The sequence below is a fragment of the Streptomyces sp. NPDC048337 genome (genome assembly GCF_043201175.1).
Classification (GTDB): domain Bacteria; phylum Actinomycetota; class Actinomycetes; order Streptomycetales; family Streptomycetaceae; genus Streptomyces.
The window spans coordinates 239,861-262,803 of the sequence record NZ_JBICYR010000001.1 but is presented as its reverse complement, the minus strand read 5'-3'; the positions used below and the strand labels follow the sequence as shown (position 1 = coordinate 262,803).

Annotated in this window: 23 protein-coding genes; 13 read left to right on the top strand and 10 right to left on the bottom strand. The window is 71.1% G+C overall.

The features are described 5' to 3' along the window. A complete protein-coding gene (locus ACGFYU_RS01270) occupies positions 1–1,656 on the bottom strand; it encodes an FG-GAP-like repeat-containing protein (RefSeq protein WP_393825157.1) in 1,656 nt (551 codons plus the stop codon). 160 nt (positions 1,657–1,816) lie between these two features. Between ACGFYU_RS01270 and ACGFYU_RS01265 the strand changes: the two genes are divergently transcribed. The 3 genes from ACGFYU_RS01265 (at position 1,817) to ACGFYU_RS01255 (ending at position 4,081) form a co-directional block, all read left to right on the top strand. Continuing rightward, entirely contained in the window at positions 1,817–2,311 is a 495-nt protein-coding gene (locus ACGFYU_RS01265) for a MarR family winged helix-turn-helix transcriptional regulator (RefSeq protein ID WP_393825156.1), read from the top strand. Continuing rightward, the gene (locus ACGFYU_RS01260) at positions 2,308–2,766 is read left to right on the top strand and encodes a MarR family transcriptional regulator (RefSeq protein WP_393825155.1); all 459 of its coding nucleotides are present in this window, start codon (positions 2,308–2,310) and stop codon (positions 2,764–2,766) included. Before ACGFYU_RS01265 ends, ACGFYU_RS01260 begins: the two co-directional genes overlap by 4 nt. A gap of 94 nt (positions 2,767–2,860) precedes the next feature. Then, a complete protein-coding gene (locus ACGFYU_RS01255; protein ID WP_393825154.1) occupies positions 2,861–4,081 on the top strand; it encodes a hypothetical protein in 1,221 nt (406 codons plus the stop codon). A 6-nt stretch (positions 4,082–4,087) separates the two neighbouring features. On the opposite strand, the gene ACGFYU_RS01250 is transcribed toward ACGFYU_RS01255, so the two are convergent. Continuing rightward, complete coding sequence (locus ACGFYU_RS01250) at positions 4,088–5,053, bottom strand: glycosyltransferase family 2 protein (RefSeq protein WP_393825451.1); 966 nt, start codon at positions 5,051–5,053, stop codon at positions 4,088–4,090. Between the two features lie 190 nt (positions 5,054–5,243). Between ACGFYU_RS01250 and ACGFYU_RS01245 the strand changes: the two genes are divergently transcribed. After that, positions 5,244–5,474 carry a response regulator transcription factor gene (locus ACGFYU_RS01245; protein ID WP_393825153.1) on the top strand — a complete coding sequence of 77 codons (231 nt, stop codon included), beginning with the start codon at positions 5,244–5,246 and terminating at the stop codon, positions 5,472–5,474. 28 nt (positions 5,475–5,502) lie between these two features. Here the strand turns inward: ACGFYU_RS01245 and ACGFYU_RS01240 are convergent, their stop codons facing one another. Further along, positions 5,503–7,167 (bottom strand): PucR family transcriptional regulator, encoded by a 1,665-nt coding sequence (locus ACGFYU_RS01240; RefSeq protein ID WP_393825152.1) that lies wholly within the window; start codon positions 7,165–7,167, stop codon positions 5,503–5,505. A 246-nt stretch (positions 7,168–7,413) separates the two neighbouring features. Here ACGFYU_RS01240 and ACGFYU_RS01235 point away from each other — a divergent pair, with 246 nt between their 5' ends. Genes ACGFYU_RS01235 through ACGFYU_RS01225 form a run of 3 tightly spaced genes read left to right on the top strand, consistent with a single transcriptional unit; the run spans position 7,414 to position 11,302 of the window. Continuing rightward, positions 7,414–8,310, top strand: coding sequence for an FAD binding domain-containing protein (locus ACGFYU_RS01235; RefSeq protein WP_393825151.1), 897 nt, complete (start codon positions 7,414–7,416; stop codon positions 8,308–8,310). Between the two features lie 2 nt (positions 8,311–8,312). After that, positions 8,313–8,915, top strand: coding sequence for a (2Fe-2S)-binding protein (locus ACGFYU_RS01230; RefSeq protein ID WP_393825150.1), 603 nt, complete (start codon positions 8,313–8,315; stop codon positions 8,913–8,915). Between the two features lie 2 nt (positions 8,916–8,917). Next, positions 8,918–11,302 (top strand): xanthine dehydrogenase family protein molybdopterin-binding subunit, encoded by a 2,385-nt coding sequence (locus ACGFYU_RS01225; RefSeq protein ID WP_393825149.1) that lies wholly within the window; start codon positions 8,918–8,920, stop codon positions 11,300–11,302. 21 nt (positions 11,303–11,323) lie between these two features. Here ACGFYU_RS01225 and ACGFYU_RS01220 read toward each other — a convergent pair whose 3' ends face one another. The 5 genes from ACGFYU_RS01220 to ACGFYU_RS01200 form a co-directional block, all read right to left on the bottom strand. Next, a complete protein-coding gene (locus tag ACGFYU_RS01220; RefSeq protein WP_393825148.1) occupies positions 11,324–12,556 on the bottom strand; it encodes an FAD-dependent oxidoreductase in 1,233 nt (410 codons plus the stop codon). 3 nt (positions 12,557–12,559) lie between these two features. Beyond that, positions 12,560–12,910, bottom strand: a complete 351-nt coding sequence (locus ACGFYU_RS01215) for a hypothetical protein (protein ID WP_393825147.1) — start codon at positions 12,908–12,910, stop codon at positions 12,560–12,562. A 127-nt stretch (positions 12,911–13,037) separates the two neighbouring features. Further along, positions 13,038–13,736 (bottom strand): HEAT repeat domain-containing protein, encoded by a 699-nt coding sequence (locus ACGFYU_RS01210; RefSeq protein ID WP_393825146.1) that lies wholly within the window; start codon positions 13,734–13,736, stop codon positions 13,038–13,040. 85 nt (positions 13,737–13,821) lie between these two features. Beyond that, positions 13,822–15,555 (bottom strand): serine/threonine-protein kinase, encoded by a 1,734-nt coding sequence (locus tag ACGFYU_RS01205; protein WP_393825145.1) that lies wholly within the window; start codon positions 15,553–15,555, stop codon positions 13,822–13,824. 79 nt (positions 15,556–15,634) lie between these two features. Continuing rightward, a complete protein-coding gene (locus ACGFYU_RS01200; protein ID WP_393825144.1) occupies positions 15,635–16,165 on the bottom strand; it encodes an EF-hand domain-containing protein in 531 nt (176 codons plus the stop codon). Positions 16,166–16,366: 201 nt separating this feature from the next. On the opposite strand from ACGFYU_RS01200, the gene ACGFYU_RS01195 reads away from it, so the two are divergent. Then, positions 16,367–17,272 carry a helix-turn-helix domain-containing protein gene (locus ACGFYU_RS01195; RefSeq protein WP_393825143.1) on the top strand — a complete coding sequence of 302 codons (906 nt, stop codon included), beginning with the start codon at positions 16,367–16,369 and terminating at the stop codon, positions 17,270–17,272. Between the two features lie 103 nt (positions 17,273–17,375). Then, positions 17,376–17,666, top strand: coding sequence for a hypothetical protein (locus ACGFYU_RS01190; protein WP_393825142.1), 291 nt, complete (start codon positions 17,376–17,378; stop codon positions 17,664–17,666). Between the two features lie 110 nt (positions 17,667–17,776). On the opposite strand, the gene ACGFYU_RS01185 is transcribed toward ACGFYU_RS01190, so the two are convergent. After that, complete coding sequence (locus ACGFYU_RS01185) at positions 17,777–18,454, bottom strand: hypothetical protein (RefSeq protein ID WP_393825141.1); 678 nt, start codon at positions 18,452–18,454, stop codon at positions 17,777–17,779. 107 nt (positions 18,455–18,561) lie between these two features. Between ACGFYU_RS01185 and ACGFYU_RS01180 the strand changes: the two genes are divergently transcribed. Continuing rightward, positions 18,562–19,020, top strand: coding sequence for a flavodoxin family protein (locus ACGFYU_RS01180; protein WP_393825140.1), 459 nt, complete (start codon positions 18,562–18,564; stop codon positions 19,018–19,020). A 244-nt stretch (positions 19,021–19,264) separates the two neighbouring features. Then, on the top strand, positions 19,265–19,606 hold the full coding sequence (locus tag ACGFYU_RS01175) for a hypothetical protein (RefSeq protein WP_393825139.1): 342 nt from the start codon (positions 19,265–19,267) through the stop codon (positions 19,604–19,606). Here the strand turns inward: ACGFYU_RS01175 and ACGFYU_RS01170 are convergent. Then, on the bottom strand, positions 19,600–20,805 hold the full coding sequence (locus tag ACGFYU_RS01170) for an FAD-dependent oxidoreductase (protein WP_393825138.1): 1,206 nt from the start codon (positions 20,803–20,805) through the stop codon (positions 19,600–19,602). The two genes, ACGFYU_RS01175 and ACGFYU_RS01170, sit on opposite strands and share 7 nt — an antisense overlap. 74 nt (positions 20,806–20,879) lie before the next feature. On the opposite strand from ACGFYU_RS01170, the gene ACGFYU_RS01165 reads away from it, so the two are divergent. Both ACGFYU_RS01165 and ACGFYU_RS01160 read left to right on the top strand, forming a co-directional pair. Continuing rightward, positions 20,880–21,452 (top strand): TetR/AcrR family transcriptional regulator, encoded by a 573-nt coding sequence (locus ACGFYU_RS01165; protein ID WP_393825137.1) that lies wholly within the window; start codon positions 20,880–20,882, stop codon positions 21,450–21,452. Positions 21,453–21,549: 97 nt separating this feature from the next. Continuing rightward, positions 21,550–22,941: an FAD-binding protein gene (locus ACGFYU_RS01160; RefSeq protein ID WP_393825136.1), complete on the top strand. Its 1,392-nt coding sequence runs from the start codon at positions 21,550–21,552 to the stop codon at positions 22,939–22,941. Positions 22,942–22,943: the final 2 nt, after the last annotated feature.

Genomic DNA, 22,943 nt, shown 5'->3' with positions numbered 1-22,943 from the left:
TCAGAACATCAGCTCGCCGGCCGGATAGCCGGTGCCGACGCGGACCCGGGGCAGGTAGCTCCCGGTGCCGGTGCCCCGATACAGGTACAGGTTCCCCGCGCCGTCCCGGCCGAGCAGGTCCGCGCGGGCGTCCCGGTTCAGGTCGCCCGGCGGTACGAGCGCGGTGTAGATCCCCCAGCCCGTGCCGATCCGGGTCCTGGGGGCGAAGCCGCCGGCGCCGGTGCCGCGGTGGAGGTAGAGGTTGCCCGCGCCGTCGCGGGCGAGGAGGTCCGGAAGGCCGTCGCCGGAGAAGTCACCGGGAGAGAGCAGGGCATCGTAGACGCCCCAGCCGCTGCCGATGCGCACCGGCGCGGCATAGGCGCCGTCGCCGGTTCCGCGGTGCAGCCAGAGCACGCCGAAGGTGTCCCGGGTGATGAGGTCGTGCCGGCCGTCCCCGGTGACGTCGCCCGGCGCGACCAGCTTGTCGTAGCGCTGCCATCCGGTGGCGGCGCGGACCCGTAGCGCGTCGGAGTACCGGCCCTGGCCGTCCTGGCCGTAGCGCCACAGGGTGCCGTCCGTATCGACGGCGGCGAGGTCCGCCGTGCCCGGCAGGCGGACCACCTGGCGCATCCGGCTCCATCCCTCGCCGGCCTTGCAGGGCGCCGCGAGGGTCCCGTTGTCCTGTCCGGCCTGCCGGAAGAGCGCGCCCGAGGCTTCGCGGCGGAAGGCCGCACCGCGGGCCGGGTCGAGAGGACCGCAGTCGGACCAGGCCGCCGCGGCCCGCAGCATCCGGTGGTCGGAGACCCGCATGTCCAAGGGGAGCAGATCGGCTTTGGGAGTGCTGAAGTCCCGGGTGCCGAGGAAGACGTAGTCGAGCTTCTTGCCGTCCACCGTGGCCTCCCCCGAGCGGCATCTGAGGGTGATGCCGGGGGTGCATGCGGCCGGATCGAAGAACTGCGCGTCGGTCTCGTCCGACTCAATGAAGCGGCCGAACGCGCCGTCGTTGATGCTGGTGTCGTAGAAGCGGGAGAGGGTGGAACTGCGCGGAGAGTGGTTGAAGTCTCCGCCCAGGACGACGGGGGTGCCCGCCTCCTCCCACGTACGGGCACGTGCGGCGAGGCGTTCGGCCTCGGGGACGGCCAGGGTGCCGTTGTCCCAGTACAGGTGGACGGAACAGGACCATGTGGGGCGGTACTGCAGGGTGCTCTGGACGCACGGGACCCTGATCGGCTCCTTCTCGCCGCCGACCGTCAGGTCGAGGTCCAGGGTCTGGGTGATCTGCCCCCGGACGATGACGGCGTTGCCGTAGTCGGCATTGCCGCAGATCCCGGGCCGGCCGAGGACCGTCCTGCTGAACAGGCCCCGGAAGCCGCGCGTCCGCAGCTCGGCGGCGAGGGAGTCGTACTGGGGACGGCACACTTCCTGGAGGAAGATCTGGTCGGCGTTCCACGAGGTGACACCGGCCTGCGCGACGATGGAGTCCACGCGCCTCTGGTTGTCGTACGGGGGCGCGCCGCACACGTTGCCGCAGATGTTGTAGCTGATGAAGCGCAGCGGCGGGGCGGCGGCGGGGGTAACGGTGTCCGCGTGCGCGGATCCGGGTACGGCGAGTGCGCTGCTGAGCGCCACGGCCGCGAAGGCGGTGCTCTTCCGGAAGCGGCTGACAAGTCGTCGCACGGGTGCACTCCGTAGGACCGGGGGGAATTCCACGGACCGTCAGATCATCACGCTTTCACGGCAGTCGACTGGAGGTGGCGCGCGTGGCGTCGCTCTTCACCCCGTCGACGCAGTCGGAAAATAGTAGCCATGGACATAGTAGCCATGTACTCTATTTCGTATGAGCAAGGGTTCAACGGGCCCCACGCCCGGATTCCTCGTATGGCGGCTCGCCAACAAGTGGCGCGTCGCGGTCGACCGCGCGCTGGCCCCGCTGGGCCTCACCCACGCGCAGTACTCACTGGTCGCCTCGCTGTACGGCATGCAGCGCGCCGGCGAGCGGCCCAGTCAGCGCCGACTCGCCGACCACACCGGCCTCGAGGCGCTGTACGTATCGAAGCTGGCGCGCGCCCTGGAGTCGGCCGGCCTGATCGAGCGCACCCGCGATGCCCGCGACCCGCGCGCCGTACAGCTCGCCCTCACCGAGCAGGGCGAGGCCGTCACGGGGCGGGCCATCACGGTGGTGCAGGAACTGCTCGACCAGCTGCTGGAGCCGCTCGGCGGCCTCGACGCCGAGCGGACCCGCGCGTTCACCGACGACCTGACGACCCTGCTCGACGCACGTCTCGCTCCACCCGTACCGCACGACGAGAGCACCAAGGGGACAACACCATGACCACCAGCGCAGCCACCACCACCGCACCCGCCGCCGACTCCCGCCTCCTGGGCCTGGCCCACTACGCCGCCCGCGGCGTCCTGGAGCAGGTCCTGGCCGGGCACGGCATCACGTTCCAGCAGCAGGTCGCCCTGCGGGCCGCCGCCACCGCGGACGCCCCGCAGACGGCGGAGGGCCTCGTCGACCGGGTCCAGGACTCCCTCAAGGCCGATCCCGCCGGCATCCGCGCCACGCTCGACGAGCTGCTGGCCAAGCGGCTGCTCGTCGCGGACGGCGCGCACCTGCGGCCCACCGACGCGGGGCGCGAGCTGCTCGCCGCCGCGGGCGCGGAGATCGCCCCCATCTCCGCCCGGGTCTGGGGCGGGATACCCGCCGAGGACCTGGCCGCCGCCGGCCGCGTGCTCACCCTGGTCGCCGAGCGCGCCAACGCGGAACTCGCGGCGCTGACCGCCTGACCAGGAGCAGTTCCGGATGCAGCTCCGCGGGGCCTTCGCCAGACTGATCGTGAAACACGGGCACGTCACCGACGAGACGATCGCGGAGCCGTAGATGATCGCACCGGCCGAACCCACCCGGCCGGTGCGGCGCGATTGGCGCCAAGGCCTGCTGCCGCCGGTCGTCGCATGGCTGATCGCGAACCTCATCACCTGGCTGGTCGCTCGCGCATCCGTCAACCGCGACGGAATCAGGATCGCCTATTGGTCCACAGCCGACCGTCATCGCTGGGACTCGGGAAACTACCTGTCCATAGCCAAGACCGGCTACGAGATGTTCTGGTGCCGGGAGCGCTACGCGAACTTCCCCGATGTGCTGTGCGGAAATGCCGCCTGGTTTCCCTGGTACCCCATGTCGGTCCGGGCGCTTTCCGCCACCGGAATCTCCTACGAGATATCCGCTGTCGTCATCACCGAAGTGTCCCTGTTCGGCATGTTCGCGGTGTTGTGGTGGCTGCTCGGCGCCCGACTCACATGGGCCACTGGCCTCACCCTCGCCATCGGCACCGTATTCCCGGGCGGCATCTATTTCCACGCGATCTTCCCGATCGCCACCGGTACGCTGGCACTCCTCGTCTGCATCGCCGGAGTGAAGCGCGACTCCTGGCCCATCGCCGCCGCCGGGGGTTTCGTGGCGGCCTCCTGCCATCCCGTCGGCGCTGTCGCCATCGGCATGCTGCCCTTGAGCGCCTTCTTCGCGTGGCAACGCGACACATGGCCGATTCGATGCGCGAAGGCCGGATTGTCGGCAGCCCTCGCCGCGTGCGGCGTGCTCTGGTCCAAGTGGCTGATATGGCAGGCGACGGGGCACTGGGACGCGTACGAGATGTTCCAGAAATCCAGTTTCCAGCAAGGCGACGTACGTCAGCCCTTCGAGGAGATGAGGAACGCCTACTATTTTCCGTTCAGCGACTGGTACAAGCCCAAGGGGCACCTGCCCTGGCTCGTGGAGCACAGTCTCGCCGCGCACAGGACCCAGCTCTGGCTGAACATCGCCTTCGTCCTGCTCATCCTGGCGACGGCCGCCGTCCGACTCACCCGGAACCGTCGGCTCGAAGTCGAGGAGTGGGCCGCCTTGATCTTGACGGTATCGATCTTCCTGCTGCCGTTCTTCGCCGGCGCGGAAAAGTCCTGGTACCGCAATCATGCGCAGATGTTCGTCGGACTCGTACTGGTCAGGAGCATGCCCCGATGGATTCAAGTGCCATTGTTGGCTGCTTGCTCGATCCAATACGCGCTTTTGGGAGCCATGTTTTTCGACGGGGTGCTGGTGTGACGGCCCCTACTGCTGTTCCTCGGCCGTGTCGCTGGCCACGCAATAGGTGGGCCGGCCTTGTACCGCAGCGTAAATGCGGGCCACGTACTCGCCGAGCATTCCCAGGCAGAAGAGCTGAACAGCGCCGAAGAACAGGACCGTGGTGATCAAGGACGTCCAACCCGGCAGGGGGCTGCCGATGGCGTAGACGGTGAGGGTCAAGGTCAGAAACCCGAGGCAGACGACCAGACTGAAGGCACCGATGGCCGTGGCGAGGCGCAGTGGCGCCGACGAGAAGCTGGTGACGCTGTCCCAGGCCAAGAGGACCATCTTGTGCAGGGGGTATTTGGTGGTGCCTGCCGCCCGCTCTTCGCGCTGGTAGGTCACCTGGCCACCGGGGAAGCCGAGCCAAGGGATGAGCAGGCGGTAGATCTGCTGCTGGTCGGGGAGCGTTTTGAGGGTTTCCACGACCGGACGGGACAGCAGGCGGAAGTCGCCGGCCTGGGCGGGCACGAAGGAGCCGGCCAGGCGGCGCATGAGCCAGTAGTAGGCGGCGGCCGTTCGGCGCTTGAATCCGGTGTCGGTGGAGCGGTCGCCACGGACGGCGTAGACGATGTCCAGACCGTCCGCCCGGGCCAGGGCGAGCATGTCGGGGATGACTTCCGGCGGGTCCTGGAGATCCGCGTCCATGCTGATGACGTAGGCGCCGAGGGCGCGGCGCAATCCGGCGGTCAGGGCGGCCTGGTGGCCGCTGTTCCGCCGGAGGGTCACGATGCGCAGCTGGGGCCAGACGCTCCGTATCTCTTCCAGCAGCCGGGGGGTCCTGTCGGTCGAGCCGTCATCGACGGCGAGGACCTCGTACGGCTCGCGGCACCCGTCCAGGACGGGCCGGAGCCGCGCCACCAGGACGGGCAGGACCTCCTCCTCGTTGAAGATGGGAACCACGATCGACAGAGCGATCGATCCCCTGCCGGTGTCATACACAGCACTCATCATGCGGGAAGCGCCCGAAGGCGGCATTTCGGTGGAGCGGCGGGCCCTGTCACACGCCTGTGACAGTCGGCGGACACTCTCGCGAAGTCACTCAGACAGTCTCTTAACAAGAGACAAAAGGGGCATTCAGCCTCTCTGCTTCCGAGGACGTGAGCAGTGATGACCGAGCCGATCCGGCGGAGGAAATCTCATGAGCCTCACCCTCACCATGCCGCACACCCAGGCCCCCGCCACTGCGCTGGCCCCGCGTGAGCAGGAGGCGCTGCGCCACATCGCCGCAGGCCGCACCTACCTGCAGACGGCCCGCACCATGGGGCTCTCCAAGCACACGGTCGACGCCTACCTCCGCCGCATCCGAGCCAAGCTGAACGTCCACACCACGGCCGAGCTGACCCGCCTGGCCGTCTCCCTGGGCCTGTGACACCCGGCTAGCGATTGACTGCGATGTGTTACCGAACACCCGCCCTCAGGGCCGCGAGGAAGTCCAGTTTGGTCTCCAGCCGGGCCAGGTCACGGCCGGTGAGCTGCTCGATGCGGGCGATGCGGTGGCGCAGCGAGTTGACGTGCAGGTGGAGTTCGGCGGCGCATGCGGTCCAGGACGCGTCGCACTCGAGGAACGTCTCCAGCGTGGCCAGCAGGTCGGTCTGGTGGCGGCTGTCGTAATCGCGCAGGGGGCCCAGGAGGCGGGCCGCGAAGGCTTGCCGGGTCTCGGCCGGGATGAGGGGCAGCAGCGTCAGGATGTGGGAGGTGAGCTCGTCCGGACCCCGCACGGTCACTCGCTCCGGGCCGTCGGCGGCGACCCTCAGCGCGGTGCGGGCCTGTTCGAGCGCTCGCCGCGCGTTCCCCGGTGCTCCCACCGGCGGGCTGACGCCGATGGAGACGCTGCCCGTCGGGCCGAGCCAGCGCGCGAGCACCGCGGCGAGTCTGCGCTGGAGGGCGGCGGAGTCGAGGGCCGGTTCGGGGAGCCCGTCCCCCGGGGGCTCGGGCACCAGCACGAAGAGCACGGCCTGCTCGCCGTCGACGGTGGCGGCGACGTCCTCCCGTGACACCGGCATCGGGCAGTCCGTCTGGATCAGGGCCTCTTCCAGGAGTACGCGCAGGGCCGCGGCCGGGATCGGGCGGGTTTCGTTCCACTCGCCCTCGGCCACCACGAACTGGCAGCGCTGCCAGGTGTACTTCTGGCTGATGATGGCCTGCGCGGTGCTGCTCAGCCGGACAGGGATCTCCTCGGGTGGGACGGTGCCGTGCAGCAGGTCCAGGAACTGACGGGCCAGGTCGTTGAGCGCCACTTTCGCCCGCTCGTGTGCGGATCGGGCGTCGGTGACCAGTTCGACGATCCGGTCGAGGAGCTCCAGATCCGTCGCGGGCCAGGTGGGCGTGTCGGCTTCCACGACGAGCAGCCAGTCACCCAACTCCGCGGCGGCCGACGGCCCGGCGGCGGCGCTCACCGGCACGAGGGAGTAGAGCCGGTCCCCGACCGTGACCCGGTGCGGAGCCGCCTCGGACGCGCGGCGCGCGGCGAGGTACCTCCCGGCCAGCGCCATGGCCGTCTTGGCGTGCAGCGGCGGGCGGGCCCCGGCGATCTGACGCCCCGTCGCGGACAGGACGCGCACGTCGAGGCCGAGGCTGCGCTGCAGGAGCTCCAGTACGGAGTCCGGGGCGCTGCAGTCCGTGAGGAGCTGACGGTGGCGTTCGACCACGGCGGCGAGAGCGCCGTCGTGGCGGCCGGGCAGCCGGCGCAGGACGTGTTCGGTCACCGTGGTGAACGACGTCTCCGGTTTCACGGCGACGAGCGGCAGACCGTGGCGCCGGCAGGTGCGCACCAGGTCGTCCGGAACGAATCCGTGGGCGGCTTCCCCGGCGGCGAGGGCCGTGACGCCCGCCCGGGCGAGGATCCGTACGAACCCCTCGGCGTCTCCGTCCTCCCGCCACCAGGCGAGTTCGGTGAGGACGAGTTCACCGCCGGTCAGGAAGCGGCCGGGGTCGGCCAGGTCGATGGTCGGGACGGCGCGGATGGCGCGATCGAGCACCCTGTCGTCGGCGTCCCGCCCCACGAGCAACAGCAGCCCCAGCTCGTCGATGTCCAAAAGTTCCCGTAGCAGCACGATCGCCACCCTCTCACGGTCCGCACCTGCCCGCTCGGTTTACGGAGGGGAAATCATCGCAGTTCAAAGGCGTGTTGCGGTGTGAACGCACCGTGGTCCACAAGCGACCGGGAAGCCGGGTCTGGCGGATCTGTGACTGCCTCGCCTGCCGTGACGCTGTGTCTACTTCTACGCATCCGGCCAACACCGCGTGCATCACCGGCCGGTGGAACCTGGCTCGAAATGAACGACCCGATACGCAGAGAAGAGCCGCTGATGGACTTCCTTCGACCCGCCAGCTGGGAGGAGGCGCTCGCGGCCAAGGCCGAGCACCCCGCCGCTGTGCCGATCGCGGGTGGCACCGATGTGATGGTCGAGATCAACTTCGACCACCGCCGCCCCGAATACCTTCTGGACCTCAACCGGATCACCGAGCTCCGGGAATGGGACGTCGGCGAGGACGCCGTCCGGCTGGGCGCGTCCGTGCCGTACAGCAGGATCACGGAGAACCTGCGCGCCGAGCTCCCCGGACTCGCGCTCGCCTCCCACACCGTGGCCTCGCCGCAGATCCGCAACCGCGGTGGCGTCGGCGGCAACCTCGGTACGGCCTCGCCGGCCGGTGACGCGCACCCCGCGCTGCTCGCCGCCGACTGCGAGGTCGAGGTCGAGTCGCGGGCACGCGGCAGCCGCCGCATCCCGATCGACGCGTTCTACACCGGCGTCAAGCGCAACGCCCTCGCAGCCGATGAACTCATCAGGGCCGTCCACATCAAGAAGGCGGACGGCCCCCAGCAGTACTCCAAGGTGGGCACGCGGAACGCCATGGTGATCGCCGTGTGCGCCTTCGGCATCGCGCTGCACCCGGCGACCCGCACGGTGCGCACCGGCATCGGCTCGGCGGCGCCGACCCCGATCCGGGCGAAGGCCGCCGAGGAGTTCCTGAACGCCGCGCTCGAAGAGGGCGGTTTCTGGGACAACGGCAAGGTGATCACCCCGTCGATCGCCAAGCAGTTCGGTGAGCTCGCCTCCGGCGCGTGCAACCCGATCGACGACGTCCGCGGTACGGCGAACTACCGCCGTCACGCGGTCGGCATCATGGCCCGCCGCCAGCTCGTCTGGACCTGGGAGCAGTACCGCACCGCGAACGGCCGCTCGCTTGAAGGGGCTGCGTAACCATGCGCGTCAATTTCACTGTCAACGGTCGTCCGCAGGAAGCCGACGACGTCTGGGAGGGCGAGTCCCTCCTCTACGTCCTGCGTGAGCGCCTGGGCCTGCCCGGCTCGAAGAACGCCTGTGAGCAGGGCGAGTGCGGTTCCTGCACCGTCCGCCTCGACGGCGTGCCGGTCTGTTCCTGCCTGGTGGCCGCCGGTCAGGTCGAGGGTCGCGACGTCGTGACCGTCGAGGGCCTGGCCGACTTCGCCGTGGGTGCCGCGTACGGGGGTCGCGGCACCCACGATGGCGAGGGCACGTCTCTGGAGGACGCACGGCGTTGGTCGGCCAAGGGCGCCGACTCCCGGACCGGTGAGGGCGTCGAGCTCTCCAACGTCCAGCAGGCGTTCATCGACGCCGGGGCCGTCCAGTGCGGTTTCTGCACCCCGGGTCTGCTGGTCCAGACGGACGCGCTGCTGGAGCAGCACGCCGACCCGTCCGACCAGGACATCCGGGAGGCCCTGTCCGGCAACCTCTGCCGCTGCACCGGTTACGAGAAGATCCTGGACGCGGTCCGCCTGGCCGCGGCTCGCCGGGAACCACAAGGACTTCAGAAAGGCGCGGTCTGATCATGGCTGGCACCACCACGGGTATCCCTTTCAACGTCACCCAGAAGCACACCAAGGGCGGCATCGGCGAGTCGACGCTGCGCCCGGACGGCACCCTCAAGGTGACCGGCGAGTTCGCCTACTCCTCGGACATGTGGCACGAGGACATGCTGTGGGGTCAGATCCTGCGGTCCACGGTCGCGCACGCCGAGATCGTGTCCATCGACACCTCCGAGGCCCTTGCGATGGACGGCGTCTACGCGGTCATGACCTACGACGACCTGCCGGCCCCGATGAAGTACTACGGCATGGAGTTCCAGGACACGCCGGTCCTGGCCCACCGCAAGGTCCGTCACCACGGTGAGCCGGTCGCCCTCGTGGGCGCCGACCATCCGGAGACCGCGCGCCGCGCCGCCGCGAAGATCAGGATCGAGTACCGGGAGCTGCCCCTCATCACCGATGAGGCCTCGGCGACCGCTCCCGACGCCGTACTCGTGCACGAGAACCGCGACGACCACCACGCCGCCCACGTCCCGCACCCCAACATCGTGCACCACCAGCCGATCATCCGGGGCGACGCCGCCGAGGCCGCCAAGAAGGCCGACGTCATCGTCAAGGGCGAGTACACCTTCGGCATGCAGGACCAGGCCTTCCTCGGCCCGGAGTCCGGCCTCGCCATCCCCGGTGAGGACGGCGGCGTCGACCTCTACTGCGCCACGCAGTGGCTCCACTCGGACCTCAAGCAGATCGCCCCGGTCCTCGGCCTGCCCGAGGAGAAGGTGCGCATGACGATGGCCGGTGTCGGAGGCGCGTTCGGCGGCCGCGAGGACATCTCGATGCAGATCCTCGCCTGCGTGCTCGCGCTGCGCACGGGCAAGCCGGTCAAGATCGTCTACAACCGCTTCGAGTCCTTCTTCGGACACGTCCACCGGCACCCGGCGAAGCTGTACTACGAGCACGGCGCCACCAAGGACGGCAAGCTCACGCACATGAAGTGCAAGATCGTCCTCGACGGTGGCGCCTACGCGTCGTCCACGGCCTCGGTCGTCGGCAACGCCGCGTCGCTGTCGGTCGGTCCGTACGTCATCGACGACGTCGACATCGTGGCGATCGGCCTCTACAGCAACAACCCGCCCTGTGGCGCGATGCGCGGCTTCGGCGCGGTCCAGGCCTGCTTCGCGTACGAGGCCCAGATGGACAAGCTCGCGGCGAAGCTGGGCATGGACCCGGTGGAGTTCCGGCAGCTGAACGCGATGGAGGAGGGCACCATCATGCCGACCGGGCAGCCGGTCGAATCGCCCGCCCCGGTCGCCGAGCTGCTGCGCATCGTCAAGGAGCGCCCGCTGCCGCCGGAGCGCCAGTGGGAGACCACCGACAGCGTCGATGTCCGCGCGCTGCCGGGCGGTCTGTCCAACACCACCCACGGCGAGGGCATCGTCCGCGGCGTCGGCTACGCGGTCGGGATCAAGAACGTCGGCTTCTCCGAGGGCTTCGACGACTACTCGACCGCCAAGGTGCGCATCGAGGTCATCAACGGCGAGCCCGTCGTGCTGGTCCACACCGCCATGGCGGAGGTCGGCCAGGGCGGTGTCACCATCCACGCGCAGATCGCCCGTACGGAACTGGGCGTCACGCAGGTGACCATCCACCCGGCCGACACCCAGGTGGGCTCGGCCGGTTCGACCTCCGCGGGCCGCCAGACGTACATGACGGGCGGTTCCATCAAGAACTCCTGCGAGATCGTCCGCGAGAAGGTCCTGGAGATCGGCCGGCGCAAGTTCGGCGCGCACCACCCGGCGTGGGCCACGGCCGGACTGCTCCTGGAGGGCGGCAAGGTCGTCACCGACGGCGGCGAGGTCCTCGCCACCATCGTGGACGTCCTGGAGGACGAGGTCGTGGAGGTCGAGGAGGAGTGGCGGCACCGGCCCACCGAGGCCTTCGACCGCGTCACCGGCCAGGGCAACGGCCACGTCCAGTACGCCATCGCCGCGCACCGCGCGGTGGTGGAGGTCGACACCGAGCTCGGCCTGGTCAAGGTCATCGAACTGGCCTGTGCCCAGGACGTCGGCAAGGCGCTCAACCCGCTCTCCGTCGTCGGCCAGATCCAGGGCGGCACCACCCAGGGCCTGGGCGTCGCGGTGATGGAGGAGATCATCGTGGACCCGAAGACCGCGAAGGTGCGCAACCCCTCCTTCACGGACTACCTGATCCCGACCATCCTCGACACCCCGACCATCCCGGTCGACTACCTCGAACTGGCGGACCCCGCCGCGCCGTACGGAGTGCGCGGCATCGGTGAGGCCCCGACCCTGTCGTCGACCCCGGCCGTCCTCGCGGCGATCCGGAACGCGACCGGGCTGGAGCTCAACAGGACGCCGGTCCGTCCCGAACACCTCACGGGGATGTGACCGACACCTCCTCGGCGGCCGTCAGCGGAGCGCCTCCTTCGGGGGGCGCTCGCGCAGGGCTCCGTACGCGATGAAGTAGGCCGGGATCCGGTTCAGCCACCGCGAGTCGGTGACGAGCTCCGCCATCCGCTGGGCCCGCCGGGGATCTCCGAACGCGGTGCGGCCGGCCAGCAGCGGTGCGATGACCTGGGTGTGGGCGAGGCGCTGGAGGCCTTGGGTCGCCGCGGTGGTGGGCCAGCGACGGTGCTGGACGCGGCGTACGTCGCGCAGTCCCACGGTGCCCTCGCGCAGCGGACGTACGAGGTAGCGGGACGCGGCCACCGCGTCCTGCACGGCGAGGTTGATGCCGATGCCGAAGACGGGCGACATCGCGTGGGCGGCGTCGCCGATGCACAGCAGACCGGGGCGGTGCCAGCGGCGCAGCCGGTCGAGCCGTACGTCGAGCAGTTTCACCTCGTTCCAGGAGGTGACGGCGCCGCTCCGGTCGGCCAGCCAGGGGACGGCGGTCGTGAAGCGGGTCATGAAGCGCTCCAGGCCCTCGGCGCGGCGCTCGGCGTCGGTTCCTTTGGGGATGAGCGCGGCGCACTGCCAGTAGTCACCGCGGTCGATGAGCGCGGTGAAGAACCGGTCGCCCAGGCCGCCCACGAGTCCGCTGGGATCGTCCTCGCGGCGCGGCAGGCGGAACCACCAGGCGTCCATGGGGCACGGGAAGTGTTCCAGGCCGAGTTCGGGCAGTGCTCTGGCCAGTGAGCCGCGGCCGTCGCAGGCCACGGTCAGGGTGGCCCTGAGCTCGCCGGTGCGGCCGTCCGCGGTGCGGTAGCGCACGCCCGTGACCCGTCCGCGCTCGATGAGGAAGGAGGTCGCCTCGGTGTCCATGCGCAGGCGGAAGGAGGGCTCGCGGCCCGCTTCGTCGGCGAGGAGGTCCAGCAGGTCCCACTGGGGCACCATCGCGATGTAGTTGTACGTCCCGTGCAGCGCGCCGATGTTCCCGACCGTGATCAGGGCCCGGTCCGGCCCGATGGGCAGCTGCACCGTGGTCACCCGACGCTGCGGCAGCCGGGCGAACCGTTCGGCGAGGCCGATGTCGTCCAGCAGCGACAGGGTGGAGGGGTGCACGGTGTCACCGCGGAAGTCGCGCAGGAAGTCGCCGTGCTTCTCCAGCACCGTCACGTCCACACCGGCCCGGGCCAGCAGCAGCGCCAGCACCATTCCGGCCGGGCCGCCTCCCACCACGCAGCACGTCGTGCGCTCCACGGGTCAGTGGACGACGGAGAAACTACGCCACGGAAGGCTGCCGGGTGCGGTCACGTTCGAGGTGGCGGTCGGGATGTAGATTCCGTCGGCCTTGTCGGTCTTCTGGCACTTCGGTGTCCGGTACAGGATGACGTCGACCAGGGTGTGGTTCTCCACGTGCGCCGCGCCGCGCGGGAGGCCGATCCTGTGGCAGCCCTGGACGGGGGTGTTCGAGTACGTGACCTCGACCGGCGAGTCCTGGGCGCGGAAGCTGAGGGTGCCCACCGTGGTCTTGCCGGCCGAGCAGGCCGTGGCCGTGGCCGTGAGCAGCAGCGCCGCCCCGGTGATGACGCCGATACGCCGGAGGTGGGACATGGCTCGGTCCTCGTCTGTGCGGTGATGGCTTGCCCGTGACCGCAGCCTGGCCCAGCGCGCGCCGGGCGGCATCCGCTGCGCATCCGGTCGGATGACGGCCGAAGGGGGGAGAGCACCCCGGCGGCTGCTAGCGCTCTGTGGTCTGTCCGAGGCGGGTGCACAGGGCGGGATCGGCGTCGACGGCGAGGGTCGTGGCGAGATGGGCGAGTTCCTCGCGGCGTTGCGCGTCGGCCTGCCCGGTCAGGTCCGCGGCCCAGAGCCTGCGCTGCCCGTCCGTGACCCCGGCCGTCTCGTGGAACAGCGCGTACATGGCGTACCAGCGCACCGCGTCGTTGTCGTCTCCGGCCAGCCGCAGGAGGGCCTCCACGACGCGCGGCTCCGTCCGGTCGGGGTCGGCCAGCTCGGGCAGAGCGGCGGCGACCGCGAAACGTACGGGCTGCGCCGGGTGGGCCTGGTGATCGAGGACCAGGTCGAGGGTCTGGCGGGCCCGGTGGTAGCCGAGCACGGAGATCATCCACCCGAGGACCCACGGGTCGGGCTCGTCGCCCATCTCGGCCACGACGACACCGATGGTTTCCGCCGTGAAGGGGCGACGGCCTTCGGTGTCGTGGGGACCCAGCTCGCGCAGGACCCGTGCTCCCAGCTCCCGTTCGACCGGGTCCTCGCAGGCCAGCAGGCGCGCCGCACGGTCGAAGACCTCCCGGGTCGGGCGGTTGTGCAGGGCGACGAGGCAGGGCACGGGGCCCTCGTCCTCGTCTGCGCCGACCTCGGCCAGCGCCCCCGCGAACAGTGCGTCCGTCGTCGCGCCGACTCCGCCGATCCCCATGCGACTTCCCCCCGCTCGCACCGCCCGCAACGGCTCCCGACTATGCGCCATCACGGGCCTGCCGGAACACCCCTTTTCGGACCCGTCACTGGCGCCGGCCGGGCTGCTTCCAGAGGGTGAGGTTTCCGGCGTAGCCCGGCGGGTCGTAGGGCAGGCCCGTCTCCTTGACGTCGGTGATCTGGAGCATCGCGAGGTTGCCCTCCGAGGTCACCGAGCACAGGACGTCGCCCTTGACGATGGCCTCGCCCTTGATGAGCGCCGTGTTGGAGAGCTCGTGCGGGAGCGGCGCGGTGTCCACCGACTGACGGCAGGCTTCGGGGGTGGTGGCCGGCGACTTCGCCATGGCGTGGCGGAAGGTCATGTACTGGAGGATGTACGTGAACTCGGCCTTCTTGTCGCTGACATCGCCGTTCGGCGACACCTTGGGGGTGTCCAGGTCCACGGTGATGATCGAGCCGGTCGGGGGCCCGATGACCAAGGGCTTGTCCGTGAAGACCGGCTCGTAGGCGGCGGGTTGGGCGATCTTCTGCTCCGACGGCGCGCCGGAGGGCTGCTTCTGGTCGGACTTCTGGCCCGAGTCGGGCGACTGCTGCGGCCGGTTGCTCGCTCCCGGGCCCGCGGTGACCGCGCCCTTGCCCGCGTCACGGCCGGAAACGGCCCAGGCGACACCCCCGCCGACCACCAGCAGCGCGGCGGCCACCGCAAGGAACAGCCGGGTCCGGCTGCGGACCAGGGCTGCGGGGGCCGGTGCCGGCGGCGCGGTCGGAGGGGCGGGCGGGGCTTGGGTCGGCGCGGCGTGCACCGACGGGCCGCCCGCCTGGGTGGGGACGTAGGTGGGCGCGTACCCGGGCACGGGCCCCGCCGCCGGGAGCCGGTCGAGCTCGGCCCGGCGTACGGCGACGGCTCCGGCCCAGGGCTCGGGCAGCCAGCCCGCGAGCTCGGTCGTGGAACGTCCCGCCGCCCGCTCGCACAGCTCCGCCAGTCGGGCGGGCGTGGGCCGCGCGGACGGCTCCGCGGCGAGCGCGGTCTCGAGCAGCGGCCGCAGCCAGTCCGGGTACCCCGACAGGTCGGGCGGGCGTACGGCCGTGTTGGCGATCTGCGTCGCCATCGTCAGCGCGCTGCCGTCCCCGTACGGGTGGCGCCCGGTCGCGGCCACGGCGGCGATCAGGCCCAGCGAGAACACGTCGGCCGCCGGCGTGACGTCGGCGCCCACCCCCTGCTCCGGTGACATGAACTGCGGGGTCCCGACGAAGCCGCCGGTGCTGGTGAGGCGGGTGGACTCGGCGGCGCGCGCGATCCCGAAGTCGATCACCCACGGCCCGTCCGCCGCCAGCATGATGTTGCCGGGCTTGAGGTCGCGGTGGACGACCCCCGCCGCGTGTACGGACTCCAGGGCCCGCGCCACGCACGCCACCAGCTGCAGGGCCGCGGCCCGCGGCAGCGGCCCGAAGGTGTCCAGCGCCTCGTCCAGCGGCAGGCCGGGCACGTAGGCGGTGGCCAGCCACGGCTGCCCGCCCTGCGTGTCGTGGTCCAGCACCGGTACGAGGTGGTACCCGCGCACCTGCTGCGCCGACCGCACCTCCTGCTCGAAGCGGCCCCGGAAACCGGGGTCGCCTGCGTACTCACGGCGGATCATCTTCAGCGCGACGGGCTGGTTGCCCCGGGTGCGGGAGAGGTAGACGGAGCCCATGCCGCCCTCGCCGATCCGCGCGAGCAACCGGTATCCGGATATCTCCTGCGGATCGCCCGGAGTCAACGGCCGCAGCGCGCCCGCCCCTTGTCCACTCGCCGCTTCCTGGCCCGACCCGTGCATTGGCATGTCCCCTTCGATCTGCCGGAGTTCAAGATCGTATCGGACAAACCGGCAGGTCAATGACGTGCCTGGCGGGGCGGTGAATCTAGCTCGGCGGGAACAACAGCGCCGTCAGGCCGTGCCGGTGCGCCGCGCCGGTGAAGTCGTTCCAGTTGATGGCGCCGTCCCCGTCCGAGTCGATCAGTTCGAACGAGGCCTCCGCGGCCGGAACCGGCACGCCTTTGAGCCCCCGCCACACCGCGAACTCGTGGCGGTCCATCAGCCCGTCCCCGTCCCGGTCGGCCACGTTGAACTGCGCGTGCAGCACGGCCATCACCTCCGGCGTACCCGAGGGCTGACCGGATTCCGAGGCGGGAAGGGAGCTCATCCACTCCCGGTACTCCTCCCGCGTGATCCTCCCGTCGTGATCCCGGTCGACGAGCTCGGCCTGGTGCTCCCACAGCGCGAGATTCGCCTCGATCAGGGCGCGTCCCTTCGGCGAGCTCGGACCCATGCCGTACGACTGGAGCACATGCTCCGCACTCGCCCGGTAGTCGTCGGCGGCGAGCACTCCGTCACCATTCGTGTCCAGCCGATCGAAGATCAGGTCGGCCACGGTCACCCTCTCGGTACCCATGCCGCGAGCGTAGGCCGAGCCCCTTCCCCTACCAGCGGATTCCCGCGCCCGGGGGCGTGTCATGCCGGGTGAGCCCCGCCGCGGGTCCCGTCCGGTCCGATGCCCGATGACGGACGTCCGGATTCCGAGCAGACAGGGGCCTTGTCCAGCGCCGACGATGGCGGGGTCAGTGCCGTCGCGGGAGGGGCGTGGTGGTTCGGTATGTCGACGCAGGAGGCGCAATGGTGCCTGGTCAGCGGCCTGCCCGATCGGCGATTACGTCCGGGGGTGCTGGGCTACCGCGGGTATCGGATGGCACTGGACCGGCCGAGGCGGCGCCTGGAACTCCCCGACGGAGTGGTGACGTTGGTCCTCGGGTTCCAGGGCCGGCTGCGCCTCACCGACGTCGGTGAGGCGGCGGGCGGGACCGCGGTGCCCTTCACCTCGCTGGTCTCCTCCGTACGTACGCGGGCCGTCATCGGTGAGCACAGCGGCATCCTCCACGGCATGGAGGTCCTGCTCGCGCCGTGGGCCGCGTACACCCTGCTCGGGGTCGAGATGCACGAGTGGGCCGACAGGATCCTCGATCCGGCCGAGCTCGTGGGCCGTCGCGTCGACGACCTGGCCGGTGCGCTGGCCGCCCTGCCGAGCTGGTGCCGGCGCTTCGAGCTGCTCGACGCCGTCCTGGCCCAGTGGTCGGCGGCGGGCCCCCCGTGTTCGGCGCGGGTGGTGTGGGCGTGGCGGGAGCTGTCCCGTACGGGTGGCACCGTACCCATACGGCACCTGGCGGAGCAGTCGGGGTGGAGCTGGCGGCAGTTCGAGAGCCGGTTCCGGCAACAGATCGGAACGCCCCCCAAGACCATCGCCCGCATCATGCGTCTGCATCGCGCGCTGCGGCTGCTCGGCAGCGGCCAGGCGGTGTCGCAGGCGGCCCTGGCCTGTGGGTACTCCGACCAGTCGCACCTGGCCCGGGAGGTGCGCAGGATGACGGGCCATACGGCCACCCAGCTGCTCGCCGCACCCGCGGGGACGTCCGCCGGACCGCCCGCCGACGACCGTGTCGAGGGTCGCAGGACGAGCATCCTCCTCCCGGAGCCGACGCCACCGTCCGGCGGTGGCCGAAAGTGAGCCGACGCCGTCCGCGCCGCGAATTTGTTCAAGACGCGGCCCTCAGCCGATGACCAGGATGGCGTCGTCCTCGAACGATGATCCCTGGAAGGGGCAGTCACACATGCGCATGCGCATCGCCACAGCAGTCGGCGCCATGGTCCTGTCCGGCGCACTCGCCGGACTCGGCCTGGCCGGCACCGCCCAGGCCGCCGAGAGCGGCGCCCTCGCCTGCTCCACCACGAAGATAAGCAGCAAGACGGCGCGGGGCTGGTGTTCCGCGGGCTCGGCCTGGCGGGTGGGCGTGAAGTGTACTGACGGCAAGCACTACTACAGCGGTTGGGAGACCGACGCGCGCAACCAGTACGCCACCTGCGGCAGCGGCACCATCACGCACTACTGGATCGACCGCTGACCCCTCCGGACCGACCGGCGCAGCCCGCCGGCGAGCGGCGGCTCGTGAACGGCTGCCCGTAACGGCGCCAACAGGCCCCGGGAACCTCCCTGGTTCCCGGGGCCCGTTGTCTAACGGCGCGGGTGCAGCTGCCCCGCCCCGCGGCAGATCGGGCAGAACCGCTTGGCGAAGCACAACGAGCACAGACCCAGGCGGTTGGGGTCGCGGGGGCGGTTGCCGGCGCCCCAGCCGCCTCGGCCGCCCAGGACCCAGCCGCGGCCCTCGCAGGCCGGGCACCAGCCCAGTCCGTCGCACTCGTAGCAGAGGTCGTAGCCCGAGGTCAGCGTCTGCTCGGTCACCACCGGCTCGGGGCGGACGTGCGGCACCGGCTCGTACAGTGCGACCTCCGGGGTCCGGCCCGAGTACACCACCTCGTCGTGGCCCTTGACGACGGACACGGTGATCTCCATGCCGTCGCGGGCGCCGGTCACCAGGGCACCCCCGTGCTGCCCTGCCCGCGGTTCGGGGGTCCCCCAGCCCTCGGCGGTCAGCAGGGCGGCGGCGCGGGCGGCGAGATCGGCGGGGTACGCGTCGCGCGGGGGCCGTGCGTCGCGGGCCCGTACGCGTTCGACGAAGGAGTAGTGCCACATCGCCGGCACCCGGCCATGATCGCCGAACGGGCTTTCGGGCAGGGGGAATTCCGGTACCTGACCCGGGGTGAGCTGCCCGGCCGACCGGCGCAGGCACGCACGCAGCTCCTCCGCGGCCCGGGTGAGGCGCTCCCGCGCCCCGGGTATCGCCACCGCCATGGTCACAGCTCCCCTTCGAAGGTCGGAAAAACTTCCGTCGGTTCCTCTGTCACATCCGGCGCCGCTGCGCGGTCCTCACTACGGAAGCGAGAGAAGGGATCGTCAGGATGAAGACCATCATCGTGTGCGCCTCCGTGTCGCACGGCAATACGCGTCGTGTAGCCGACACCATGGCCCGGGCACTGGGCGCGAAGGTCGTCTCCCCCGAGGAGGCCGACCCGGCGGAGCTGGCCGGCGCCGACCTCGTGGGATTCGGCTCGGGCGTCTTCTACAGCAGGCTCCACCCCCGCCTGACCGACTTCGTCAAGGCGCTCCCCCTCACCCGGGGCCGGGCGTTCGTGTTCGCCACCAGCGGGCTCCCCGAGATCGCGCCGGTGTCTTTCACCCGCCCCCTGGTCCGGCTCCTCGAAGGCAAGGGCTTCGCGGTGGACGGGAGCTTCTTGTGCCGGGCGTTCGACACCTGGGCGCCCTTCAAGCTCGTCGGCGGCATCAACAAGCAGCGGCCGAACGCCGGGGACCTGGCCGCGGCGCACGCGTTCGCCGAGGGGCTGCGGGAACTCCCGTAGGAGCTCCGGGTGCGGGGTGCACACGGATGGGGGAAGCTGGGGGTGTCCGCAGCGCCGGCGGCGGGCGGAGTCGCGAGGAAGGTCTTTCGTGAACGTTTCAGCAGCCGGTCGGCGCACAGGCGCGTCCTGGTGCAGGGTGCGGACGACGACCCTGCTGTGCGCCGCCGCGGCCGTGACGGCCGCCGTGATCCCGGCATCCGCGCGCGCAAGTGGAACGGCACCGGCCCGGACTCTGGATCCTCCGGTGGATCCGGTCGTGGTCGTCGACTGCTTCTCCCAGGCCCAGACGCGCCCCCAGGAATACCTCCTGGCCTGCGGGGACGGGAACAACCGCCTCGTGAAACTCCGCTGGGACACCTGGGGGCCGAAGACCGCGACGGCCACCGGCACAGACATGGTGAACGACTGCCGCCCCTACTGCGCGGCCGGCCGTTTCCGCGCCTACCCGGTCACGGTGACCCTGAGCAACCCGCAGGCCTGGCCCGAGCACCCCGACCTCCGGCGCTTCACGACGATCCGGCTGCTCTACACCGACACCGCGCCGGCCCCGGTCCCCAAGGACGTGACGTACAAGCTCGTCTACTGACCGATTCCCTGCCGCCTACCGGGGAGCCGGAAGCCGTTGAACAGGTCGTCCATGCCGCGCAGGGCCAGACGGTCCGGGGTGGCACGGACCACGAGGTCGCGGGCCGCCGCCGCGAGCGGGTTGCGCAGGGCGCCCACGCGGCCGACCCGGCGGACGCGCACGGCGTCGGTGCGGTCGCGGCGGGCGGCGGTGTACGCGGCGAGGGCGGCCGGGACGGAGTTCGCGCCGTCCTCGCTCTCCGCGCCGTCTCCGGCGGGAAGCAGGTGGGCCAGGACCACCGCGTCCTCGATGGCCTGGCAGCCGCCCTGGCCGAGATTGGGGGCCATGGCGTGGGCGGCGTCGCCGAGCCAGGCGATCCGGCCGTGGTGCAGGCGTGGGAGCGGGGCGGCCAGGTCGTAGAGGTCGTTGCTGAGGACGGCGGCGGGGTCGAGGCGGTCGATACGGTCCAGCAGGGCCGGAATGGGGTCGTGCCACGAGGCGAAGCGGCGGCGGAGTTCGGCGCGCGGGTCGGCTGACCGGGTTCCGGCCGGGACGACGGCGGTGGCGTAGAGGTAGAACCGGCCGTCGGAGAGCGGGGTCACGCCGAACCGCTCGCCCCTCCCCCAGGTCTCGCTCATGGCCGATATGCGCAGGTCAGGGGCGTCCACGATGGTCCGCCAGGCGATCTCGCCGATGTAGTGCAGTCCGGGGTGGGCGGGGAAGTAGGCGCGGCGGAGCGGACTGTGGATGCCGTCGGCGGCGACGACCAGATCGGCCGGCAGGTCCGGGCCGGCTTCCGTACGGATGGTCGGGCGGCCCGAAGCGTCGTCGATGGCGGTCACGGTGGTGCCGTAGCGAAGGGCCTCCGACGGCAGGGCCGCGGCCAGGGCGGCGGTGAGGGCGGGGCGCGGGACGGCGATCGGGGGTATGCCGTAGCGGGCCGCCATGTCGGCGGTGTCGGCCCGAGTGAGCCACCGGCCGTTGGAGCGGCGCACGCCCATCGTTTCGGGTACGGCGCTGCCGGCGGCCCGGGCGGCGTCGACGCCGATGCTGTCGAGCGCGCGCAGGGCGTTGGGGGCGAGGCCGATGCCGGCGCCGGTGCTCGGGGGTTCGGGGGCGCGTTCGCAGACGGTGACCTGCCAGCCGCGCCGGTGCAGTGCGATGGCGGCCGTGAGGCCGCCGATTCCGGCCCCGACGACCACCGCGTGACGTTTCGGCATGGAGCACCTCTTCCGTTCGATTCAGGCATCCTCTACATCTGTAGAGCCTCACTCTACAACTGTAGAGTGGGGGCATGTCCACCCCCGACCGCCGCACCCTCATCGCGGACACCGCGATCGCCACCCTGGCCACGGCAGGGCTGCGGGGGCTCACGCACCGCGCGATCGACACCGCCGCGGGGCTGCCCGCAGGCAGTACGTCGTACTACTTCCGTACGCGTACGGCGCTGATCGGCGCGTGCTGTGCGCGCATCGCGGAACTGGACCTGGACGACACCGGGTCGAGCCGGCCGGCCTCGCGGGAGGAGGCAGCGGCCATGATCGGGGCGGTGCTGCACCACTGGCTGACCACGGGCCGCGAGCGCCAGCTGGCCCGCTACGAGCTCAGTCTGGAGGCCGCGCGCACGCCGGAGTTGGCGGCGGCCCTCCATCGGGCGGGCCAGGCCGCCCGAGCCCGCGCGGCCGCCATCCTCGCGGCCCTCGGCGCCGCTCGGCCCCAGGAGGCCTCCGAGCTCCTGGTCGCCTGGACCGAAGGCGTGCTCTTCGACCGCCTCGCCGGCGCGATGGCCCGCACCCGGCCGGCGCCCGACCCGGCGGAACTCACGGCACTCGCCCGCCGGATGCTCGACGCCGCGCTGGCCGACTGACGACCGACCCCAACTTGTCGATTCGGTGAACCTTCTGACGGGATGACGCCCATCCTGTGGAGGAAGTGTGTTCGTACCCGAGCCGACTGGAGCCAGCGTGACTCGTCCCCACCGCCCTTCCCGGCAGCCGGAACCCGGCGCCACCCGCCGCGCCGCCCACGCCTTCGACGCGGTCCCGCCGCTGGACGGGGAACTGTGCTTCGACGAGGCCGCTCTCGAAGCGGCGTCCACCGACTTCGGCGGCCTGATCCACCGGCGGCCCGCGGCGGTCCTGAAGCCCGGCTCGGCCGAGGACGTCGCCACGATGGTCCGCTACTGCCGCGAACGCGGACTGCGCGTGGCCGGGCGGGGCCAGGGACACTCCACCCAAGGTCAGGCCCAGGTGCCCGCCGGCCTCGTCATCGACCTCGGCACGCTGAACTCCATCGAGATCCGCGACGATACGGCCACGGTCCAGAGCGGGGCGCTGTGGAGCACCCTGGTCCGGGCCACTCTCCCCCTGGGCCTCACCCCGCCCGCGTTCACCGACTACCTGGAGCTGTCCATAGGCGGCACGCTGTCGGCCGGCGGCCTCGGCGGGCAGATCGGCCACTACGGGACCCAGGTCGCCAACGTGCTCGAACTGCAGGTCGTCACCGGCGAAGGCGAGATCACGACCTGCTCCCCCACCCTGCGCCCCGACCTGTTCAGGGCCGCCCTCGGCGGCCTCGGTCAGTGCGCGATCATCACCCGCGCCACGATCCCGCTGGTCCCCGCGCCCCAGTCCGTACGGTTCTACACACTGACCTGTCCGAGCGTGGAGGCGCTCACCGCGCAGCAGGCCGAGCTGATCGAGGACGGGCGCTTCGACTACCTCGCCGGCCAGGTCCAGTCGCCTTCCCCGGAGGGCTGGACCTACGTGATCGAGGCCGCCGCCTACGACGCCACGTCCATGGACGACGCCCGGCTCCTGGCGGACCTGGGCCACCACACCGCGGTCGAGGCCCAGGATCTGGACTACTTCGACTTCCTCAACAGGATCGCCCCGCTGGTGGAGACCCTCAGATCCATCGGCGAGTGGCAGCGGCCGCACCCCTGGTACGACAGCCTGCTCCCCGCCTCCTCGGTGAACGGCGTCGTCACGGAGACGCTCGCGAACCTCAAGGCCGCCGCACTCGGCGCGAGCGCGGTCATCCTGCTCTACCCCATCCTCACCGCCAAGTGCACGACCCCGCTCCCGGCCCTGCCCGACGCGGAACTCGCGTATCTCTTCTCCCTCCTCAAAACCGCTTCACCCGGAGCCGATTCGGCCGAGGAGATGGTCGCCGCGAATCGCGTGCAGTACGACACCACGGTCGACGCCGGTGGCCGCTGGTACCCGATCGGGTCGGTGCCGCTGACCCCGGCCGACTGGGAGCACCACTTCGGCGCCTTCTGGAACGAGTTCAAGGCCGCACGGCACCGTTACGACCCCGACGGCATCCTCACTCCGGGCCAGCGCATCTTCTGAGC

Coding starts and splice junctions, on each gene's coding strand:
- ACGFYU_RS01225 (WP_393825149.1), top strand. CDS start 8,918: ATGGCTGGCACCACCACGGGTATCCCTTTCAACGTCACCCAGAAGCAC.
- ACGFYU_RS01230 (WP_393825150.1), top strand. CDS start 8,313: ATGCGCGTCAATTTCACTGTCAACGGTCGTCCGCAGGAAGCCGACGAC.
- ACGFYU_RS01245 (WP_393825153.1), top strand. CDS start 5,244: ATGAGCCTCACCCTCACCATGCCGCACACCCAGGCCCCCGCCACTGCG.
- ACGFYU_RS01215 (WP_393825147.1), bottom strand. CDS start 12,910: ATGTCCCACCTCCGGCGTATCGGCGTCATCACCGGGGCGGCGCTGCTG.
- ACGFYU_RS01265 (WP_393825156.1), top strand. CDS start 1,817: ATGAGCAAGGGTTCAACGGGCCCCACGCCCGGATTCCTCGTATGGCGG.
- ACGFYU_RS01180 (WP_393825140.1), top strand. CDS start 18,562: ATGAAGACCATCATCGTGTGCGCCTCCGTGTCGCACGGCAATACGCGT.
- ACGFYU_RS01210 (WP_393825146.1), bottom strand. CDS start 13,736: ATGGGGATCGGCGGAGTCGGCGCGACGACGGACGCACTGTTCGCGGGG.
- ACGFYU_RS01195 (WP_393825143.1), top strand. CDS start 16,367: ATGTCGACGCAGGAGGCGCAATGGTGCCTGGTCAGCGGCCTGCCCGAT.
- ACGFYU_RS01200 (WP_393825144.1), bottom strand. CDS start 16,165: ATGGGTACCGAGAGGGTGACCGTGGCCGACCTGATCTTCGATCGGCTG.
- ACGFYU_RS01170 (WP_393825138.1), bottom strand. CDS start 20,805: ATGCCGAAACGTCACGCGGTGGTCGTCGGGGCCGGAATCGGCGGCCTC.
- ACGFYU_RS01255 (WP_393825154.1), top strand. CDS start 2,861: ATGATCGCACCGGCCGAACCCACCCGGCCGGTGCGGCGCGATTGGCGC.
- ACGFYU_RS01165 (WP_393825137.1), top strand. CDS start 20,880: ATGTCCACCCCCGACCGCCGCACCCTCATCGCGGACACCGCGATCGCC.
- ACGFYU_RS01250 (WP_393825451.1), bottom strand. CDS start 5,053: ATGAGTGCTGTGTATGACACCGGCAGGGGATCGATCGCTCTGTCGATC.
- ACGFYU_RS01190 (WP_393825142.1), top strand. CDS start 17,376: ATGCGCATGCGCATCGCCACAGCAGTCGGCGCCATGGTCCTGTCCGGC.
- ACGFYU_RS01235 (WP_393825151.1), top strand. CDS start 7,414: ATGGACTTCCTTCGACCCGCCAGCTGGGAGGAGGCGCTCGCGGCCAAG.
- ACGFYU_RS01205 (WP_393825145.1), bottom strand. CDS start 15,555: ATGCCAATGCACGGGTCGGGCCAGGAAGCGGCGAGTGGACAAGGGGCG.
- ACGFYU_RS01260 (WP_393825155.1), top strand. CDS start 2,308: ATGACCACCAGCGCAGCCACCACCACCGCACCCGCCGCCGACTCCCGC.
- ACGFYU_RS01185 (WP_393825141.1), bottom strand. CDS start 18,454: ATGGCGGTGGCGATACCCGGGGCGCGGGAGCGCCTCACCCGGGCCGCG.